The following is a 20045-nucleotide window of genomic DNA, read 5'->3' as shown; positions in this document are numbered from 1 at the left end:
GCCGGGTTGATCGGTCAGCCGATGTCGTCAGTCGTCTCGCTCAGCCATGCCCGTGCTTGCGGCGGTAGCCTTCGAGGAAGCGCGCGATGCGCCCGAACGCTTCCGTCATGTCGTCAGTATTCGGCAGGAACACGACGCGGAAGTGGTCCGGCGCGATCCAGTTGAAGCCGGTGCCCTGCACGATCAGCACCTTGGTCTCGGCCAGCAGGTCGTAGGCGAACTGCTGGTCGTCCGCGATCGGGTAGATCTTCGGATCGAGGCGTGGGAACATGTACAGCGCCGCCTTGGGTTTCACCACGCTGACGCCGGGGATATCGGTCAGCAGCTGGTAGGCCAGGTCGCGCTGCTTGAGCAGGCGCCCGCCGGGGCCGACCAGGTCCTGGATGCTCTGGTAGCCGCCGAGCGCAGTCTGGATCGCAAACTGGCCCGGTGCGTTCGCGCACAGGCGCATCGAGGCCAGCATGTTCAGCCCCTCGATGTAATCCCTGGCATGCCGCTTTTCGCCCGAGACGACCATCCAGCCGGCCCGGTAGCCGCAGGCGCGGTAGTTTTTCGACAAACCGTTGAAGGTCACGCACAGCACGTCTTCGCACAGCGAGGCGATCGACGTGTGGCGGGCGCCGTCGTACAGGACCTTGTCGTAGATTTCATCGGCGTAGATGATCAGCTGGTGCTGGCGCGCCAGCTCGATGATCTGCAGCAGTACCTCGTCCGGGTACAGCGCGCCGGTGGGGTTGTTCGGGTTGATGACGACGATCGCGCGCGTGTTCGGCGTGATCTTCTTGCGGATATCGTCGATGTCCGGGAACCAGTCCTGCTGCTCGTCGCAGATATAGTGCACCGGGCGGCCGCCGGACAGGCTCACGGCGGCGGTCCACAGCGGATAATCGGGCGCCGGCACCAGCACTTCGTCGCCGTTGTTGAGCAGTGCGTTCATCGACATCACGATCAGCTCGGAGGCGCCATTGCCCAGGTAGACGTCGTCGATCGTCACGCCGGCGATGTTCTTGCCCTGCGTGTAGTGGACCACCGCCTTGCGCGGGGCGAACATGCCTTTCGAGTCCGTGTAGCCGGCCGCGTTCGGCAGCTGGATCTTCATGTCCTGCACGATCTCGTCGGGCGGATCGAAGCCGAACACGGCCAGGTTGCCAATGTTGAGCTTGGTGATCTTGTGGCCTTCTTCCTCCATCTGCCGGGCCTTCTCCGGCACGGGACCACGGATCTCATAGCAGACTTCTGCCAGCTTGTTCGATTTCTGAATCGGTCGCAAAATCATCCCCGGAAACGCGAGTGTTGCACGCAGCGCGAAATACCAATGCTGCATTGCGAAAATGACCCATTCTGCCGAATAAAGTTCGATTAGGCAACCGCGCCGGGCCGATGGCGATGGCAAAACGTTACAATAGCGTCTCTTTCGCGAATCCAGATGAACATGAAGCGGCGAGTCCCATGAAGCTCCATTCCAGCAACACCCAGCAATACCAGACCGTCACCGGTTATTTCGCCGGCGGCGTGGAAATCAATGCCCAGCCGTTCGACTACAGCCTGCTCGTGCTGCCTGAAAAGGCGCCCCAGCCATGGCCGGTGGCGCGCTTCGAGGACCTGACCGTGGCGCATTTCGAGCAATTGCTGGCCGAAGGGCCGGACGTGGTGATCCTCGGCACCGGCGAACGGCAGCGTTTCGTGCACCCGCGCCTGTCGGCGCCGCTGACCTCGAAGCAGATCGGCGTCGAGTGCATGGACACCAACGCGGCCTGCCGCACCTACAACATCCTGATGGGCGAAGGGCGCAAGGCGCTGCTGGCCCTCATCATCGAGAAAGACGCGCCCCGGTAAGGACCCGGCCCGGCATCGGGCCATCCCTTGATTTACCGTATGGCGCCGCCATATCAAAGCTGCATCGCCCGACGCCCGCGTCGCCGGTGCATACCAATGCTTCCAGGAGAACCAGCGTGGCCGATAGCCCCGAACAAACCGATGCCCCCGTGGTGGCCGTAGCGCTCGCCGCGTCACTTCCCGACGCATCCTTGCCCAATTTCAGCGCCGCGATGACGAGCGGCCAGACGTTCACGCTGTCCGGGCGTCCCGCTCGCGCCACCGTGCTGTTCTTCTACCCGAAGGACAATACGCCCGGCTGCACCACGGAGAACATGGCGTTCCGCGACCTGCATGAACAGTTCACGGCGGCCGGGGTGGAAATCTATGGCATCAGCCGCGATTCGCTGCGCTCGCACGAAAGCTTCAAGGCCAAGCTGGGACTGCCGTTCGAACTGATTTCCGATCCCGAGGAAGCGGTCTGCCAGGCCTTCGGCGTGATGAAGCAGAAGAAGATGTACGGCAAGGAAGTCCGGGGGGTCGAGCGCAGTACGTTTGTCATTGACGCCCAAGGCAGGTTGGTGAAAGAATGGCGTGGCGTGAAGGTACCCGGTCACGTCGATGAAGTGCTGGAATTTGTAGCGCGCCGGGGCTAAGTATCGGACTCGGTTACAAGCCCGGCATCAAGCCCGGCACCAAGCTCGGTAGCAAACCCGGGATCGAAGCAGGTCCCGAACCAGGTTTCGAACCAGTTCTTGGACCAGTTCTTGAACCAGGTTTCGGACCAGGTCCTGAACCAGGCATCGAGTGCGGCGCGCACATTCCGGTTAACCCTAACCGTAGTACGTGCAGCCAGATTTTGAGTCGACAGCGTTCTCCTCTCCTTGTTGTAACCACTCCGGTGGTTCCGCTATCCGGGCACCCTGCTGCCCTCTTGGCATCCCCTGTATTCCCCATCGACCTGTCTGCGTGGCCCATCCGGCCGCGCGGGACATTTTTTAAGACGAGATCCTGATGCCACTGCCAAAATTGCCCACCAAGCCGGCCACCCTGCTGCTGGCAAAAGATTACCCGAAGGCGAGCGGCGCCAACCCGGTACCGTTCCCCGAACATGACGAAGTGCCGAAGAAGAAATCCGCGCGCGGCAAGTCCGCTTCCGAGCGCAGCGAGCAATCGATTCCTGTGCTCGATGTCGTGACGCCGACCGTGCTGGCCGAGCCGCTGCCGCCGGTGGCGAAGAAGACCGCCCGCAAGGGTGCCGCGAAGACCGCGGCCGAAACACCCGCCGTGGCGCCGCCCGCCCCGGCCAAGGTGAACTACCCGGCGCCGGTCGCCGCCGCCCCTGCCCCCGCTGCTGCGCCGGTAGCCGCCGAAGCCGCGCCGGCAACGGCCAAGGCACCGCGCGCGAAGGTCACGCCGATCAAGGCCGAGGCACCGCATCCGGCCAAGCACAAGCCGGTCGAGGTGACGATCAAGTCGTCGACCAGCCGCCATGCCGACCAGATCGGCGGCACCAAGCTGTTCGTGCTCGACACCAACGTGCTGATGCATGACCCGACATCGCTGTTCCGCTTCGAGGAACACGATGTGTACCTGCCGATGATGACGCTGGAAGAACTGGACAACCACAAGAAGGGCATGTCCGAGGTCGCCCGCAACGCGCGCCAGGTCTCGCGCACGCTCGATGCGCTCGTCGCCAACACGGATGACGATGCGATCGAACAGGGCATCCCCCTGTCCAAGCTGGGCAACAAGGATGCCAAGGGCCGCCTGTTCTTCCAGACCCGCCTGCAGATCGCCGACCTGCCGGAAGGCCTGCCGCAAGGGAAGGCGGACAACCAGATCCTGGCCGTCGTCCGCTCGCTGGAAGCGGACCAGGAAGGCCGCGCCGTGGTGCTGGTGTCGAAGGACATCAACATGCGCATCAAGGCGCGCGCGCTGGGCCTGCCTGCCGAGGATTACTTCAACGACCACGTGCTGGAAGATACCGACCTGCTGTACTCCGGCATCGTGCAGCTGCCGGACGACTTCTGGAACAAGCACGGCAAGGACATGGAGTCGTGGCAGGAAAACAAGAATGGCTACAGCACCACGTTCTACCGCGTGACCGGGCCGTTCGTGCCATCGCTGCTGGTGAACCAGTTCGTGTACCTGGAGCCGAACAATGGCGAAGCGTCGTTCTACGGCCAGGTCAAGCAGCTGAACGGCAAGACGGCCGTGATCCGCGTGCTGCGCGACTACTCGCACAACAAGAATAACGTGTGGGGCGTCACCGCGCGCAACCGCGAGCAGAACTTCGCGCTGAACCTGCTGATGGATCCGGAATGCGACTTCGTCACGCTGCTGGGCCAGGCCGGTACCGGTAAAACCCTGCTGGCGCTGGCTTCCGGCCTGGCCCAGGTGCTGGAGACGAAGCTGTACAACGAGATCATCGTCACCCGTGTCACCGTGCCGGTGGGCGAGGACATCGGCTTCCTGCCGGGTACCGAGGAAGAAAAGATGGGGCCGTGGATGGGTGCGTTCGACGACAACCTCGAAGTGCTGAACAAGTCCGACAACGACGCCGGCGAATGGGGCCGCGCGGCCACCCAGGACCTGATCCGTTCGCGCATCAAGATCAAGTCGCTGAACTTCATGCGCGGCCGCACGTTCGTCAACAAGTTCCTGATCATCGACGAGGCGCAGAACCTGACGCCGAAGCAGATCAAGACGCTGGTGACGCGCGCCGGCCCGGGCACGAAGATCCTCTGCCTCGGCAATATCGCGCAGATCGATACGCCGTACCTGACGGAAGGCTCGAGCGGCCTGACCTACGTAGTCGACCGCTTCAAGGGCTGGGCCCACAGTGGCCACGTCACGCTGGCGCGCGGTGAACGCTCGCGCCTGGCCGACCACGCGAGCGACGTGCTGTAAGCACTCCCGCTCCATCCAGCCCCGCCCGCGCAAGCCGGCGGGGCTTTTTACTGCCCGCAATGTTTCTTGAAACCGGGGTCAGACCCCGGTTTTTGGCAACTCCGGCCATTTTAGTGACGGAAGGAAATTTTTCCAAGAATCGGGGACAGGAAGGAGTAATGCCATGCATGGCATTACCGCTACGCCGGCAAGGAGCGATGCTCCTAGAAACCCCGGCTACGCCCCCGGTTTTTGGCAACTATTTCGTCGATTTCAGGTAGGCACGCAGCCCATGGGTGAAGACCAGCGGGAAGACGCTGGCGTGGTCTTCGTCGGCGAACACTTTCACGGTGGTGGACAGGCCGCGGTAGCGGTGCGCGGCGAGCGAGGCCTGGAACTCGCGCAGGTCGGCGACCATGTCGGCCTGCTCCTTGCTGCGCGAGCGCGTCTTGCCGGGCGCCAGCGTTTCTCGGGCGCCGATGCCGAAGAAGACCGAGGCCGGCATCTCCTTGTGCGCGGCGGCGTAGGCCTGCTCGCGGTCGAACATCACGCCGCGGTCGAACCACAGCGACGGGCTGCCGAGGATGTAGTGCTCGAAGGTGCGCGGATTCGTCAGCAGCACCTGCAATCCCAGCAGGCCGCCGTAGGAGTGGCCGACGAAGATCTTGCGGCCCATGTCGGCCCGGTAGCCCGCCGCGATCAGCGGGAAGACGTCGCTGGCGATGAAGCGGGCGTAGGCGGCCGCCTCGCCGAATGCGGGGGCCCGGCCCGGCATGTCGGAGTGGTAGCGGGTGGCGCTGGCGCGCGGCACGCTCGGCGTGTAATCGCGGCCGCGGCTGTACGAGCCCGAGTCGCCCTGCGCATACGACAGCCCGACCACGATCGCCTCCTCCATGCCCGCATGCCTGTGCAATCGCGAGGCGATATTGCGCGCGACCGGGAAGGCGTAGTTGGCATCGACGACGAAGACGACCGGATAGCGCCGGGTCGAGGTGCGATACGAGTCCGGCAGCGCCACGAACACCTGGTAGTCGCGCTTGAGCGCGGTGGCATGCACGTCGCGCACCTCGGTGTTATCGAGCGTGTAGGGGATGGATGGGGCGGATGGGGCGGATGGGGTGGCCGACGCGGCGGCGCAGCTCCAGCACAGGGTGAGCAAAGCAAGCAGCGTTTTCAATGCAAAGTCTCCTTCATGATCGGGTCGCCGATTGTGCCGCGCCCTGCCCGCGCCGCCGAGCCGCGTGGGACGGATTGCGGCATGCGCGGGACGGCCGGCCCCGGCGCGCCGCGGGGCCGCTGGTATACTTTTCGCCAATGACCATGCAGAGCGCTTCCCCTTTCCACCTTCCCAGGCCCGCCGCGCGGACCGTAATCCTCAGCGCGCTGGTCTGGACAGCCATCAGCGCCCTCGGCGCGCTGCAGACCTACAGCGACAACCTGCGCACCGGCGTGGCCAGCCGCTACCCGGTGCTGCTGGCCACCTGGTTCATCGAATACGCGGTTCCGCTGATGGTGCTGTCCGCGGTGCTGGTCACCGCGCTGGGCCGCTGGCCCGTGCTGGTGGCCCGGCCGCGCAACGTGGTGCTGCTGTTCATCGGCCTGGTGCTGCTGTTCCAGCCAGCGCAATGGCTGTACATCGCCTGGCTGCGCGACTACCTCGACATCGCCAGCTTCGCCGACGTGCGCCGCCTGCTGATGAAGATGCTGCTGGTCGGCTGGTTCACCACCACCGCCACCTTCGCCGCCATCCTGGCGATCCACTACTGGCGCCAGGCCAAGGACCGCGAACTGGCCTGGCAGCGCGCCCAGAACGACATGCTGAACCTGCGCCTGCAGCTGGAGGAACAGCGCATGCTGGCGCTGCGCGCGCAGCTGGAACCGCACTTCCTGTTCAACGCCCTCAATGCCATCAGCGCCCTGGTCCGCGCCGGCGACAAGCCCGTGGCGCTGGCCGGCATCGGCCGCCTCAGCACCCTGCTGCGCTATGCGCTGGCGGCCAGCACGGACAACACGGCGACCCTGGCGGCCGAACTCCAGTTCGTGCGCGACTACCTCGACCTGCAGCGCCTGCGCTACGGCGACCGGCTGCGCGTGGCCATCGAGGGAGCCGGCGACGCGCTGCTGGACGAAGTCGACTGCCCGCCCCTGTCATTGCAGCCACTGGTGGAAAACGCGCTGCGCCACGACATCGATTGCCACGATGGCCCGGGCGACATCACGCTGTCCTTCGCCCGCGACGGCGACGCCATGGTCGTCACCGTCACCAACCGCGTGCCCGCGCAAGCGTCGCCGAACCCCGGCGCCGGCCTGGGACTGGCCAACACGCGCGACCGGCTGCAGCGCATCACGCCCGGCGCCGCGCTGCATGCCGGCGTGCGCGGCGAACGCTTCGTGGCCGAGCTGCGGCTGCCGCTGGCGAAGGAATGACATGCCGATCCGCTACCTGATCGTCGACGACGAGGAACCGGGCCGCGCCAACCTGCGCCTGGCGCTGGCCGACCATCCCGGCTGGGAACTGGTGGCCGAATGCGACGGCAACGGGGCGGCCCGCGCCAGCCTGGCGCAGCACGAGGTCGACGTGATCTTCCTCGACGTGCAGATGCCCGGCGAGACGGGGCTGGTGCTGGCGCGCGAGCTGTCGCGGCTGCGCGAGCCGCCGCTGATCGTGTTCGTCACCGCCTATGGCGCGCATGCCGTCGACGCGTTCGAAGTGCATGCGCTGGACTACCTGCTGAAACCGCTGGACGATGCGCGGCTGGCCCAGGCCGTGGAACGCGCCGCGGCGATGCTGCGCCAGCGCCAGCGCGAAGCCTATGGCGCCGCACTGCGCGACCATGCCGAGGCCGGTGCATCGCCGTACCCGGAGCGCATCGGCGTACGCTCGGTGGGCCGCATCGAGCAAGTCATCGTCGACGAGATACTGTGGATGGAAGCGGCGGGCAATTATGTCGAGCTGCATCTGCCGGCCCGCACGGTGCTGCACAGGATCACGCTCAACCGCCTCGAAGCCCTGCTCGACCCGGCGTGCTTCCTGCGCGTGCACCGCGGCGCGATCGTGCGGCGCGACCAGATCGCCAGCCTGGTCAGCGGCGGCGAAGGCAGCCACAAGCTGATGCTCCGCTGTGGCGGCGTGGTGCCCGTCAGCGCCAGCTACGTGGCGGCGCTGAAGGCGGCGCTGCAGGCTTGACCTTCCCCCCGTGGGAAGGGTTACAGTGGCGCCATCGTCAATCGAGGAGTCATCATGTACGAACTGCAAGTTGAAAATATGAGCTGCGGCCACTGCGTCGCCGCGGTCACGAAAGCCGTCAAGGCCGTCGACGGCAATGCCCAGGTCGATGTCGACCTGGCAGCCAAGGGGGTGAAGGTGCAATCGGGCGCGCCGCTCGACGCGGTGAAGGCGGCCATCGTGGACGCGGGCTACCCGGTCACGAGCGCGCGCTGACCGCTACTTCTCCAGCTCCGGATAGCGGCGGAAGATCCCGTCCTCGTTGAAGGGAATCCGCCGCTTCGACTTCAGGTACGCGGCGATGTTCGGCCGCGCCGCCACCTCGTCGCGCAGCGCCACCAGCCGCGGCCACTGCGGTTCGAGCTGCGCCATCGTCTTGGGGAATGCGTAGCGCAAGCCTTCGAGCAGCTGGAACAGCGACAGGTCCACGTAGGTCAGCCGCGCGCCGACGGCGAAATTGCCGCGCGCCGGATTGGCCGCCAGCACGTTCTCGAAATAGCCCAGGAATTTCGGGATCCGTTCCGCGCGAAAGTCCTTGGAACGGGCGCGCGCTTCCTTCTTCTGGTCCTCGTAATAGCTGTTCACCGAGATCGGGTGGTGCGAGTCGTGCGCCTCGGCCACGATGTCGGCGATCGTCAGCTGCAGCTGGTTGCACCACAGCCGGCCCTTCTCGGTGCGCGGCGCCAGGCCATGGCGGGCGCCGAGGAACAGCAGGATGTTGGTGGTCTGCCCGATCAGCAGTTCGCCGGCGCGCAGCACGGGCGGCGCGAACGCGGCCAGCGGCTCGCAGCGGAAGTCCAGCGACGCGCTCACCTGCGGCATGCCTTTCGCGCCGCGCGCCACGTCGCGGTAGTCGATGCCGGCTTCTTCCAGCGCCAGCCGCACGAACTCGCCGCGGCCCTGGATGGTGGGCCAGTAATACAGGGTATAAGGTTCCACAGCGCCTCCTTGGTCGGTTGGCGGCGATTCTAGCCCGGCGCGGCAGAGTACGGCGCCATCGTGACGCTACGTCGCTTCGGTCCCGGCCGCGATGCCGCGCAGGATCGGGCAATCGGGCCGCTCGTCGCCATGACAGCAGGCGGCCAGCGTGGCGATCGTGTCGCGCATTTCCGTCAGTTCGCGGATGCGCTCTTCCAGTTCGGCCACGTGGTCCAGGGCGATGCGTTTCACGTCGCCGCTGGCGCGGCTGCCATCCTGCCACAGCGACAGCAGGCCGGCGATGCGTTCCAGGGAAAAACCCAGCTTGCGCGCGCGGCGGATGAAACGCAGCGTGTGGATTTCCCTGTCGCCGTAGACGCGGTAGCCGCTCTCCGTGCGCTGCGCCGCCGGCACCAGGCCGATGCTTTCGTAGTAGCGGATCATCTTCGCCGTGACGCCCGAGGCGGCGGCTGCCTGCCCGATATTCATGCCTTTTCCTCCCGCGATGCCCCATGCCGGGTGCCGGGTTGCCAGCGGCCGGGTTTCCAGCGCTTGAGCAGCAGCGCATTGGTGACCACGCTGACCGACGACAGCGCCATCGCCGCACCCGCCATCACGGGGCTCAGCATGCCCAGCGCCGCCAGGGGAATCCCGGCCAGGTTGTAGACGAAGGCCCAGAACAGGTTCTGGCGGATCTTGGCGAAGGTGCGCCGCGAGATGTCGAGCGCATCGGCCACCAGCGCCGGATCGCCCCGCATCAGCGTGATGCCGGCCGCCTCCATCGCCACGTCGGTGCCGGTGGACATGGCGATGCCCACGTCCGCCGCCGCCAGCGCGGGGGCATCGTTGATGCCGTCGCCGACCATCGCCACCCGCGCACCTTGCGCTTTCAGTTCCGCGATGTGCGCGGTCTTGTCGGCCGGCAGCAGGTTTGCCGCCACGCCGCCGATCCCCACCGCCGCGGCCACGGCTTGCGCGCTGCCGGCGTTATCTCCGGTCAGCATCGAGGTGGCGATGCCCTGCGCATGCAGCCGCGCCACCGCCGCCTGCGCCGTGGCCTTCGGCGGATCGTTGAACGCGAGGAGGCCCAGCAACTGCCGCCCGCCCGCGTCGGCCAGCCAGGACACGGTATGGCCGGAGCGTTCCAGCGCATGCGCGTCGGCCAGCAGCGGCGCCAGGTCGACATGGCGTTCCTCCATCAGCCGGGTACTGCCCAGCACGAGGTCGCGCCCGCCCACCGCCGCCGCCAGGCCGCGGCCGGGCAACGCCGTCACCGCCTGCGCCGCCGGGACCGCCGGCAGATCCGGCGCGCGCTCCAGGGCCACATCGATCACGGCGCGGGCCAGCGAATGCTCGCTGCCACGCTGCAGCGCGGCGGCCAGCGCCAGCAATTCCGGTTCCGCGATGCCGTGCGCGCGCAACGCGGCAAGCACGGGACGGCCTTGCGTCAGCGTGCCGGTCTTGTCTAAGACCACGGTGGTGATGCCGTGCGCGGTTTCCAGCGCCTGGGCATCCTTGATCAGGATGCCGTGGCGGGCCGCCACGCCGGTGCCGGCCATGATCGCCGCAGGCGTCGCCAGCCCCAGCGCGCACGGGCAGGCGATCACCAGCACCGCCACCGCGTTGATCGTCGCCGTTTCCAGGTCGCCGGACGCCAGCCACCAGCCGGCCAGCGTCAGCGCGGCGATCGCCAGCACGACCGGCACGAACACGGCGCTGACGCGGTCCACCAGGTGCTGTACCGGCGCCTTGGCCGCCTGGGCATCCTCGACCAGGCGGATGATGCGCTCGAGCGTGGTCTCGGCACCGGTGGCCGTAGTGCGCACCAGCAGCAGGCCGGCGCCATTGATCGCGCCGCCCGTCACGCGGTCGCCCGGCCGGCGCGCTACCGGCAGGCTTTCGCCGGTGACCAGCGCTTCGTCGACGTCGCTGGTGCCTTCCACCACCTCGCCATCGATGGCGATCCGCTCGCCGGGCCGCACCACCACGAGGTCGCCGGGGCGCACGGTATCGACCGGCACGTCGCTGTCGATGCCGTCGCGGCGCACGCGGGCCGATTCGGGCCGCAGCGTGCGCAGGGCGCGGATCGCCGACGTGGCCTGGCGCTTGGCGCGCGCTTCCAGCCACTTGCCCAGCAAGACCAGCGTGATGACGACGGAAGACGCTTCGAAGTACAGGTGGGCGGCATGGCCGGCCAGCATCAGGTAGACCGACAGCCCATAGGCCGCGCTGGTGCCCAGCGCCACCAGCAGGTCCATGTTGCCGGCCCCTGCCCGCACCGCCTTCCACCCGGCCCGGTAGAAGCGCGCGCCGAACAGGAATTGCACCGGCGTGGCCAGCAGCCATTGCAGCCAGGGCGGCGCCATCGCGTCGACGCCCAGCGGGGCAAGCAGCATCGGCGCGGCCAGCGGCAGCGATAACAGGGCCGCCAGCAGCACCGGCAAGCCCTCGTTGGCGCCGCGCAGCCAGCGCAGCGCGAAATTGCCGCGATCCGGCGCCTGCTCGGCGGGAGCGGCCGCCGCGGCGACCGGCCCCGCTTCATAGCCCGCGTGCTCGACGGCCGCGCGCAGCGTGTCGAACGGCAGCGGCGCGTCGGTCTCGACACGGGCGGTTTCGGTGGCCAGGTTGACGCTGGCGCTGCGTACGCCCGGCACGGCGGCCAGGGCCTTTTCGACGCGGCCCACGCAGGCCGCGCAACTCATGCCGCCAATGCGGACGTCGTGGGAAAGCTGATTGCTCATCGGGATACTCCTGCTGCCATGATGTCGCCATCATCAAGTATCCCATGATGGGAAGGTCAAGGCATTTCTGCTGCAGCCGTTCGACAGGCTCAGCGCAAGGACAGGCTCAGCGCAACGGCCGGCTCAGCGCACCTCGCAGTCGACACTGTTCGGCGCCGCGCTGCCGGGTCCGCTGTCGCCTGGACCGATCGGACTGTTGAACTTGACCGGCGGCGTGAACTGGATGCCGGGATTGGCCGGCAGCAGCTGCGGCGGCCGGGTAATGCCCGGCACGTAGCCGAACTGGCCGGCGTTGAAAGCGGCGCCGCCGGCACCGTTGGCGACGAAGATCATGCCGTCCAGTACCTGCACGTACAGGCCCGGTGGACGCGCGGGTTGGGCGCCGGACGGTAACGCGGGCGCGGCGCCATCCGGTGGTGCAACGAACTCGGCGATGAACGTGGTGCCGCGGATGCCGATCGTGGCAGCCGGCGTCTTCATCTCGAACTTTTCCTTGCTGCGCTTGCCCAGCAGGCCGGTGACCGAGCGCAGCCCGCCCTTGACGAGGTTGAACGTCGCCGCGTCGCCTTCCGGGCGGTCGGCGGCGAAGCTGAAGTTCTCGATCGTCATCGTGGAGCCGGGGCGCAGCGTGATTTCACTGTTGTCGATGAATTTCACCATCGCGTAGGTGTTCTTTTCCGTCACCAGCGTGTCGCCGTTCTCGACCTCGGATTTCAGCGCGAGGATCTTCACGGCGCCGTTGGCCTTTTTCGCCAGCAGCGGGCCGGACAGGCGCACCACGATGCCGGCCACCGGCGCCGCCCACGCCAGCTGCGCGCAGCCCAGCAGCAGGCACAGCCACAGGACATGCCAGGGCGACAGGCACCACGGCGCCGGCGCGGGCCGGCGGCCGATGGCCGTGTCAGTTGCAATAGTTCTTGACCACGGGTTTGTCATTTCTGGATCCTTGTTGCGCGGTGGCATTGCCTCCGCCGGTGTCTTCTACATCCTCGGCCGGCGCCGCGTCGCCGCTGCCTGGCGCGGCAGGAACGGAACGCGCGTCGCTTTTCTTCACGTCGCGGGGGACGGTCGCGATGAACTCGTTCAACGCCACCTGCACGGGCTTGACCGGTTCGGCCGCCGTCGGCGGCGCGATGGCCTGGCAAGCCGGCAGCTGCGGCGCCAGCCGGCATTGATCCACCGACACCGGCGACGGTGGCGGTGGCGGCTCCGGCGACGGTGCCGGTGCTGGCGGCGGCGGAGGTTCCGGTACCGGCACCGGTGCTGGCGTTGGCGGGGGTTCCGGTACCGGTGCCGGGGGCGGCGGAGGTTCCGGTGCCGGGACCGGCGGTGGTGGCGGAGGCTCCGGTGCCGGCGCTGGTGGCGGCGGGGGCGGCTCCGGCGTCGGCGCTGGCGGCGGAGGAGGAGGAGGAGGCTCCGGTGCCGGCACCGGCGGGGGCGGCGGCTCCGGTGTCGGCACCGGTGGAGGCGGCGGTGGTAGCGGTGGTTCCGGCGGTGGCGGTGGTGGTGGTGGCGACGGGATATTCGTGTTTTCCTGCAGCGTGAGCGTCCCGCGCGTGGCCAGGGTGGCGCCAGGCGACACCGTGATCCGGTCGCCGGCCGTCAGCCGGATCCCGCCCGTGTCGGAAGTCACGCTGGCGGTGTCGCCCACGGTCAGCCGGTCGTCCGGGGAACCGCTGCGGGCAGCTTCCAGCGCGATGTCGCCGCTGCGCGACACCACGGTACCATCCACCGTGAGCGGGCTGTGCGCGGTGATCGCGATGGCGCCGCTGCCGGACTGCACCAGCCCTGCCGCGCCGATCGTCGTTGCGCCATAGTTGCGCAGCGTGATCGCGCCGCCGTTGCCCAGGTCGAGTTTCAGGCGGTGCACGGTCAGCGCATTCGCGTAGCCGGGGCGGTTGTTGGTGATGACGATCGGCATGCTGCCCTCGGTGGCGGTGCCGGCGATGTCCAGCAGGCCGACCGCCGTCAGCAGCGGTGCCCCGGCCGCGCCGACGCTGCCGCCGGCCGTGACCGCGAGCGTTTCGCCGGCGATCGTGCCGCCGGCCGACGCCAGCGAGCCGGTCACCGCGAGGGCGATATCGGTGCCATGGATGCCGTCGATGCCGGCCAGCCGCGCGATGGCCAGGTCGCCGTCGTTGCGGAAGCCGACACTGCCCGCCGATGCCACGGCCAGCTGGCCGACGTGGTTGGCGGCATGGTCCAGCGCCACGGCGGTGCCCGAAACCGCCAGCGTGGCGGCCTGGATCGGCGCCGATTGGGCGACAGCCCCTCCGGTGGCCACCAGCGTGACGCCGTCCTTCACGCGCAGCGCGCCGTCGATCGCCACGCTGGCGCCCTGCAGCGCCAGCATGCCGCCGGCGATCGGCGTGCCGGACAGGTCGAGCGCGCCGGTGACCGTGAGTTTGCCGCGGTAGCCGTCGCGCGTGCCGACCGCCAGCCTGCCCGCCTGCACGGTGTTCAGTTCGGCGCTGTCCAGGTAGGCGGCGCCCGCGCCCAGCGTGATCGCGGCCGTGTCGGAATAGGTATCGATGGCCACGTCGCCGGCGCCGATGCCGGCGCCCGGGTCGATCGCCACGTCGTCCGAGCGCAGGATGACGCGCTGGCCGGCGAGCGCGGCGCCCGCCCCCAGCACAATGCGGCCGGCCGAGGTGGTGTTGGCGAGGTACAGGGTGCCGCCGGTGCGCATGGCCGAGGCCACCGAGATGTCGCCGCGCGATTCGAGGAACAGCGCGGTGTTTTCCAGCGCGATGGCATCGGCGACCGCGATGCCGCCCGTGTGGGCGCTGTTGCCGACGTTGATTTCCCACGCGTCCACATTGGCCAGGCCGGCCTGCGCCAGCACCAGGCTCGATGCGTCGCCGCGGCCCAGCGCGATGGGCCGGCCGGCGCTGGCCGTGGTGAAGGACACAAAGCCGTTGCCGCCCGTGTCCACCTTGCCACCCAGGCGCACGTGATCGGCCACGAACGATACCTGCGGCATGGCGCCTGCATCGCCGCCGGCATGCACCAGGGTGCCCGCATCCATGGCGACCTGCCCGCCGGCGGCGGCCTTCAGCAGCACGCCGGCGCCGGCGTCGATGCGCGCCTCGCCGGTGAGCGTCACCTGCCCGCCCAGCACCTGGACGTCGCCCCCGCCGGGGCTCCGGGCACTGGTCACGCTGCCCGCTTCGAGCAGCGCCGTGCGGCTGGCCTTCAGCACGATCCGGCCGTTGGCGCCGACCGCCGCGCTGTCCGCGTTGACGGTGCCGCGCTGGCTCAGCAAGGCGCCGTAGATGCCCACGCGGCCGCCCGCGGCAACGATACCGCCCAGGTTCAGCGCCTGGTCTTCCGGCGCCGACACCACCACGTGCACCGCCGGGTCGTTCGAGTCCACCAGCTGCACGCTGCGGCCGGCGGCCAGCAGCACGTCGCCGTTCGGCGCGCTGATGATGCCGGTGTTGTGCACGTTCGGCGCGACCAGCAGCACCTGCCCGCCCTGCGGCGTGGTGATGGTGCCCTGGTTGACGACACTGCCCCCGGCGCCCTCGAAGATGTGCTTGCCGGCCAGGAAGTCCCCGTTCGACAGGTTCAGCGCCGATGCCACCAGGCCGTTGACGTCGACCCGCGCATCGGCGCCGAACAGCACGCCGTTCGGGTTGACCAGGTAGACCTTGCCATTCGACTGCAGCGAGCCGAGGATGGTGCTGGGGTCGCCCCCGGTGATACGGTTCAGTACCCGGCTGTCGGCGCTTTGCTGGATGAAGCGGGTGATTTCGTCGCTGCCCACCGAAAAGCTCTGCCAGTGGATGATCGTGTTCGGCGCGTTGGTGATCGAGAACACCTTGCCGTCCTGGCTGAACGCGGCCTGGCCGGCCACCACCTGCGGCAGCGTGGGATTGGCCTGCGCGTGATGGACAGCGGACAGCCAGGTGGCGCAGCAGGCGGCGATGGTGGCGGCCAGCAGCTTGCGCCGCAAGGGCGCACGGGAAATGATGTGGTTCATGGTGATTCCGTTGCCTCAGTAGGAAAGGCCGAGCCGCACATGCAGGCGGTTCGCATCGTCGCGGCCGGTGGCGCCGCCGCGCAGCACGTGGCCGTAATCCAGTTGCAGGTTGACGTGGCCGGGCAGCATCACGCGCAAGCCCAGGCCGGCGCTGGCGATCGCGGTGCTTTGCAGCTCGCCGGGCAGCGCATGGTTGCGCTTCACGTACGCGGTGTCGTAGAAGGCCAGCGCGCGGCACTGCCAGGCCAGCTTGCCGCACAGGTTCGGCGTGTACAGTTCCAGGTTGCCGCCGGCGCCCGCGTCGCTGGCGATCTCGCGCTCGGCGAAGCCGCGCACCGAGGCCACGCCGCCGGCACCGAACTGCTCGCCCGGCACCAGCGCGGCGCCGGTCAGCTGCGCGTTGACGATGGCGCGCGCCTGCCATTCGCCCGGCAGCAGCCGGCTGTAGCTGCCGGACAGGCGCAGCAGCGTGTAGTCATCCCTGGCATGGCTGCGCGCGCGTGTGAAATCGGCCTGGCTGCCGCGCGAGCCGCCCGGCACGTTGCGCACCAGCGTGGCCGAGCCGGCCAGCTCGCCGTCCGGCAGCGTCCACGTGCCCAGGTACGCGGCGCTGAGCGGGCGCACCGTCACGTCGTTGCCCAGTTCCTGCCCCAGCAGCACGATGCTGTTGCGGAACGCCTTGTAGTCGATGCCGAATACCAGCCGGGCATCGTAGCGGCCGCGCCGGGCCAGGGCGTGCGTGTAGCGGGCGCCGTACACCGCACCCTTGCCGCTGACTGCCAGGTCGAACACGCCGGCCGTGACGCTGCCCGAATCGATGTTCGAATAGCTGCCGAACACGTCGAGCGAGCCGCCCAGCCCATACAGCGGCACGTGGTAGCCGACGCCGTACACCTTGACGCGCCCCGGCCGCTCGACCGTGGTGGTGTACTGCAGCGAGAGCACGTGGTCGCGGTTGAACAGGTTGGCATGCTGCAGCACGAAGCCGGCATGGGTCCTGCCGGTCTGGCTGGAGCCGGTGTTGTCGAGGTTGGCCATGACTTTCCACGGCTGCTCGTCGGCCACGTCCAGCACCGCGTCCACCTCGTCGCCGGCGCTGCCGCCCTGCAGCTTCAGCGCGGTCTTCCTGGCCGGATTCTCGTTGGCCAGTTTCAGGCTGGCGGAAATGGCGGCGATGTTCGGCGTCTGCCCGCCCTGCAGGCCCGGCACGCTGCGGCGGATGTTGGCCTCGTCGAAATAACGGTTGTTCTTCACGGTGACGCGGCCGATCTTCGCCTGCACCACGCGCAGCCGCACGACGCCGCCATCGAGTTCCTGTTCCGGCAGTTCGACGGTGACCACGCTGTAGCCGGCCTGCTGGTACGCCGCTTCGAGCGCCTCCAGCGCGCGCTGCACGTCGCCGAAATCGCGCTCCTTGCCGGCATGGGGCGCCACCGCCCGCTCCACCACGGCGGCCGGCAGCAGCGTGTTGCCGGTGACGTCGAAGCGGTCGATCTCGAAGCGGAGCGGCGCGGGGCCGGTGTCCTGCATGGCGCTGGCGGTACTGGGCGCGCCGGCTGCGGCGGCAAGGATCGCGCCTGCCAGCAGGCGCGCGGAGCGGTGATTCATGGTGTGCGTTGATTCCGGATATGGCTGTCGGCCCGCGCAGCGCTGCGCGGCCGCGGTTGAGCGCGCATTATCCGGTATTTATACAAAGAAATATCAATTTCGATATAGCACTGACCGGAAGTGCAACGAAAAAGCGACAGATTGCCAGCGGTTGATAAAACCAAGGCAACGAGAACCAAGGCAACGTTGCCGGGACTGCGCGCACGCGCGCCGGCCTTGGCCGAACCAGGACAACGTTGCGGGCATTTCGCGCAGGGATGGCGAGCTCCCGCCGGGCACGCTGTAACCTTACTTGCTGTCGAACGTCGTCACGCCATCCCAGTCAGCGCCCGGCGGGTGCTGCCGGTAGCGCGCCACGCGGCTGGCGTACAGCGTGTACAGCGCGCGTTCCGGGAAGCGCGCGTGCAGGTCGGCAAGGCGCGCCCCGGCATCGTCCCAGCGCTGTGCGCGCACCAGCGCCAGCGCCTCGTGCCAGTCGGCCAGTTCGGCCTGGACGGAACCGTCGATCCCGTCCAGCGGCGCCACCGGTTCGTGGATCGCCACCGGCTCCTGCTTGCCCTTCACGCGCACCAGGTCCAGCTCGCGCCAGGCGAATTGCGGCGCGGCGGCGCGCGTGGCGGCGCCTGCGCAAATGCCCACGCCGTAGATCCTGGTCAGGCCTTCCAGCCGCGCGCCCAGGTTGACCGCGTCGCCCATCACCGTGTAGGCGCGGCGGATCGACGAACCCATGTCGCCCACGTGCATGGTGCCGCTGTTGAGACCGATGCCGATCGCCAGTGGCGGCCAGCCGCGTTCGATGAACTCGGCGTTCAGCCGCGCCGCCGTGGCCTGCATCGCCAGCGCCGTCGCCACGCCACGGCGCGCATGGTCGGCGAACGGCACCGGCGCGCCCCAGAACGCCATGACCGCGTCGCCGATGTACTTGTCGAGCGTGCCGCGATGGCTGTCGCGGATGTCGGCCGACATGGCTGTCAGGTAGCGGTTGATGTACTCGCGCAGCACCTGCGGCGCCAGGCCTTCCGAGATCGTGGTGAAGCCGCGCACGTCGGCGAACAGCACGGTCAGCTCGCGGCTTTCGCCCTCCATGCCGTAGCGCCGCGGGTCCTCGGCCATTTCTGCCACCAGTTCAGGCGCCACGTATTCACCGAAGCGCGCCACCAGCGCGCGGCCGCGCCGCACTTCGAAGAAGTAGCCCCAGGCCAGGTTCAGGATGAACAGCGCGAGGACCAGCAGCAGCGCCATCGACACGTCGAGCGCCATGTCATGTATCGCGTACAGGTGGACATTGAGCCACCCCGCCGCCAGCGCGGCGCCCAGCGCCAGCACGATGGACGGGGCCGGCGCCAGCACGGCCAGCGCGAACGACAGCAGCACGCCCAGCGCCAGCACCTGCAGCAGTTCGGCGGCCGGCGCATAGTCGGGACGGGCCTTGAAGCTGCCATCCAGGATCGAGCGGATCAGGTTCGCATGGACTTCGACGCCGGGATACACCGCCGAGACGGGGGTGGCACGCAGGTCGTTCAGGCCGACCGCCGTGGTGCCGACCAGGACGATCGCGCCTTCCAGCACCCCGGCCGGCACGGCACCGCGCAGCACGTCGGCGGCGGATACATAGCGGAAGGCGCCGCCGCGCGGCCCGCCCGTGCCGCGAAACTGCACGGTGGTCGTCAGGCCTTCGCCGACCGGGATGCGGACGCTGCCATGCGGGTGGAACAGCGCGATCGCATCGAGGCCGCCGGCGGCGCGGCCGGCCGCGGACAGCGTGTCGACCGTACCTTCCCACAGCGGCGCGATGGCGCGCGCGTCGAGTGCCGCGGCCACCGTGGCCAGCGACAGCGCCGGGTAATAGCCGTTGCCGATCCTTTGCAGCAGCGGTGCCTGGCGCACCACGCCGTCGGCATCCGGCACCACCGAGTAGATGCCGGCACCGCGCGCGGCCGATTGCAGCCGGGCGATGTTCGCCTCGTAGCCGGGGGCGCGGTAAGCGTGCAGGGTGCGCCCGTTCAGCGCTTCCTCGGTAAACGCCGGCCGCGGCAGCACGCCCTTTGCCTGGGTGCTGCCGGTGGCGTAGCCCAGCACCACCGGCTGGCCGGCCAGCGCCGCCGCCAGCTGGCCGTCGTAATCGAGCCGCGGCCGCAGCCGCGCCAGCTGCGCGGCCAGGCCGGGGACGTCGCGCAATTCATTCCGCGCCAGCCCCTGCAGCACTCCGTAGCCGGAACTGTTGTCCGGTTCCGGGAACGCGATGTCGAAGCCGACCGCCGTTGCGCCATGGTGCCGGGTCAGTTGCGTGACGAGCCGCGCCATCACGTCGCGGCTCCACGGGAAGCGGCCCACCTCGGTCAGGCTGCGGTCGTCGATGTCGACGATGACGATGCGCGGATCGAGTTCGGCCGGCTCGATGCGCATGCGCAGGCCGGCGATGAAGGTGTCCATGCGCGCCACCGTGTCGAGGTGCAGCCAGCCGCCGGCCTGCAGCGCCGCGCCCAGCGTCAGCAGCAGGCCGGCCAGCGTGCGCGCCGCATGGCGGCGCACGCGCTGGCGCACGCGGCCCAGCCTGTCAGCAAGGGCCGGCATCGTCATCGCGGGGTGCCGCACGCGGCATGGGGAGGCGGAAGGAAGGCATCGGACGGGCAGTGTAACGGCACGGCGCGGCGGATGTACATGGGTAAATGGGTGTAGAAATCCAACACGGGCGAGGAAACACCAGCGCGTGCGATTTTGCCAACAGGAAATGATCGAGCGCGACGGAAAGGCGCCAGAAGCGGCAAAAAAACCGCTATCATCCGTTGAGACTTGCCGGCACGGCCGGGCCGCAAGGCACGGGAATAAACACAGGAACAAGCACAGGAACAAGCACAGG

15 protein-coding genes are annotated in these 20045 nt (G+C 68.6%); 6 read left to right on the top strand and 9 right to left on the bottom strand.

All coding sequences use genetic code 11. From position 1 onward, the window contains the following. Positions 1 to 40: 40 nt before the first annotated feature. Positions 41 to 1270 (bottom strand): pyridoxal phosphate-dependent aminotransferase, encoded by a 1230-nt coding sequence (locus tag EYF70_RS05535; RefSeq protein ID WP_131144515.1) that lies wholly within the window; start codon positions 1268 to 1270, stop codon positions 41 to 43. Between the two features lie 179 nt (positions 1271 to 1449). Here EYF70_RS05535 and EYF70_RS05530 point away from each other — a divergent pair, with 179 nt between their 5' ends. From EYF70_RS05530 to EYF70_RS05520, 3 genes are all read left to right on the top strand, one after another. After that, positions 1450 to 1836, top strand: coding sequence for an Mth938-like domain-containing protein (locus EYF70_RS05530; RefSeq protein WP_131144514.1), 387 nt, complete (start codon positions 1450 to 1452; stop codon positions 1834 to 1836). Between the two features lie 212 nt (positions 1837 to 2048). Continuing rightward, positions 2049 to 2471 (top strand): peroxiredoxin, encoded by a 423-nt coding sequence (locus tag EYF70_RS05525; RefSeq protein WP_229420882.1) that lies wholly within the window; start codon positions 2049 to 2051, stop codon positions 2469 to 2471. Positions 2472 to 2829: 358 nt separating this feature from the next. Continuing rightward, positions 2830 to 4728: a PhoH family protein gene (locus tag EYF70_RS05520; protein ID WP_131144513.1), complete on the top strand. Its 1899-nt coding sequence runs from the start codon at positions 2830 to 2832 to the stop codon at positions 4726 to 4728. Between the two features lie 238 nt (positions 4729 to 4966). On the opposite strand, the gene EYF70_RS05515 is transcribed toward EYF70_RS05520, so the two are convergent. Beyond that, the gene (locus EYF70_RS05515) at positions 4967 to 5884 is read right to left on the bottom strand and encodes an alpha/beta hydrolase (protein ID WP_131144512.1); all 918 of its coding nucleotides are present in this window, start codon (positions 5882 to 5884) and stop codon (positions 4967 to 4969) included. A 143-nt stretch (positions 5885 to 6027) separates the two neighbouring features. Between EYF70_RS05515 and EYF70_RS05510 the strand changes: the two genes are divergently transcribed. Genes EYF70_RS05510 through EYF70_RS05500 form a run of 3 tightly spaced genes read left to right on the top strand, consistent with a single transcriptional unit; the run spans position 6028 to position 8149 of the window. After that, a complete protein-coding gene (locus EYF70_RS05510) occupies positions 6028 to 7134 on the top strand; it encodes a sensor histidine kinase (protein ID WP_229420714.1) in 1107 nt (368 codons plus the stop codon). 1 nt (position 7135) lies between these two features. Continuing rightward, positions 7136 to 7894, top strand: coding sequence for a LytR/AlgR family response regulator transcription factor (locus EYF70_RS05505; RefSeq protein ID WP_131144511.1), 759 nt, complete (start codon positions 7136 to 7138; stop codon positions 7892 to 7894). Positions 7895 to 7948: 54 nt separating this feature from the next. After that, complete coding sequence (locus tag EYF70_RS05500) at positions 7949 to 8149, top strand: heavy-metal-associated domain-containing protein (protein ID WP_131144510.1); 201 nt, start codon at positions 7949 to 7951, stop codon at positions 8147 to 8149. Positions 8150 to 8152: 3 nt separating this feature from the next. Here EYF70_RS05500 and EYF70_RS05495 read toward each other — a convergent pair whose 3' ends face one another. The 7 genes from EYF70_RS05495 to EYF70_RS05460 all read right to left on the bottom strand — a co-directional run bounded on the left by EYF70_RS05495 (position 8153) and on the right by EYF70_RS05460 (position 19759). After that, entirely contained in the window at positions 8153 to 8872 is a 720-nt protein-coding gene (locus tag EYF70_RS05495; protein ID WP_131144509.1) for a glutathione S-transferase, read from the bottom strand. A gap of 66 nt (positions 8873 to 8938) precedes the next feature. Beyond that, complete coding sequence (cueR, locus tag EYF70_RS05490) at positions 8939 to 9340, bottom strand: Cu(I)-responsive transcriptional regulator (RefSeq protein ID WP_131144508.1); 402 nt, start codon at positions 9338 to 9340, stop codon at positions 8939 to 8941. Beyond that, positions 9337 to 11592, bottom strand: coding sequence for a heavy metal translocating P-type ATPase (locus tag EYF70_RS05485; protein WP_229420713.1), 2256 nt, complete (start codon positions 11590 to 11592; stop codon positions 9337 to 9339). The genes cueR and EYF70_RS05485 overlap by 4 nt, the downstream gene beginning before the upstream one ends. 123 nt (positions 11593 to 11715) lie before the next feature. Continuing rightward, positions 11716 to 12528 carry a FecR family protein gene (locus EYF70_RS05480; protein WP_131144507.1) on the bottom strand — a complete coding sequence of 271 codons (813 nt, stop codon included), beginning with the start codon at positions 12526 to 12528 and terminating at the stop codon, positions 11716 to 11718. Continuing rightward, the gene (locus EYF70_RS31345) at positions 12494 to 15577 is read right to left on the bottom strand and encodes a two-partner secretion domain-containing protein (RefSeq protein WP_218943755.1); all 3084 of its coding nucleotides are present in this window, start codon (positions 15575 to 15577) and stop codon (positions 12494 to 12496) included. Before EYF70_RS31345 ends, EYF70_RS05480 begins: the two co-directional genes overlap by 35 nt. Positions 15578 to 15592: 15 nt before the next feature. Beyond that, the gene (locus EYF70_RS05465; RefSeq protein WP_131144506.1) at positions 15593 to 17185 is read right to left on the bottom strand and encodes a ShlB/FhaC/HecB family hemolysin secretion/activation protein; all 1593 of its coding nucleotides are present in this window, start codon (positions 17183 to 17185) and stop codon (positions 15593 to 15595) included. Between the two features lie 288 nt (positions 17186 to 17473). Further along, a complete protein-coding gene (locus tag EYF70_RS05460) occupies positions 17474 to 19759 on the bottom strand; it encodes a CHASE2 domain-containing protein (protein ID WP_131144505.1) in 2286 nt (761 codons plus the stop codon). Between the last annotated feature and the right edge of the window lie 286 nt (positions 19760 to 20045).

This window comes from Pseudoduganella albidiflava (genome assembly GCF_004322755.1).
Classification (GTDB): domain Bacteria; phylum Pseudomonadota; class Gammaproteobacteria; order Burkholderiales; family Burkholderiaceae_D; genus Rugamonas; species Rugamonas albidiflava.
The sequence above is the reverse complement of the archived record's forward strand: the minus strand, read 5'-3'. Positions and strand labels throughout refer to the sequence as shown.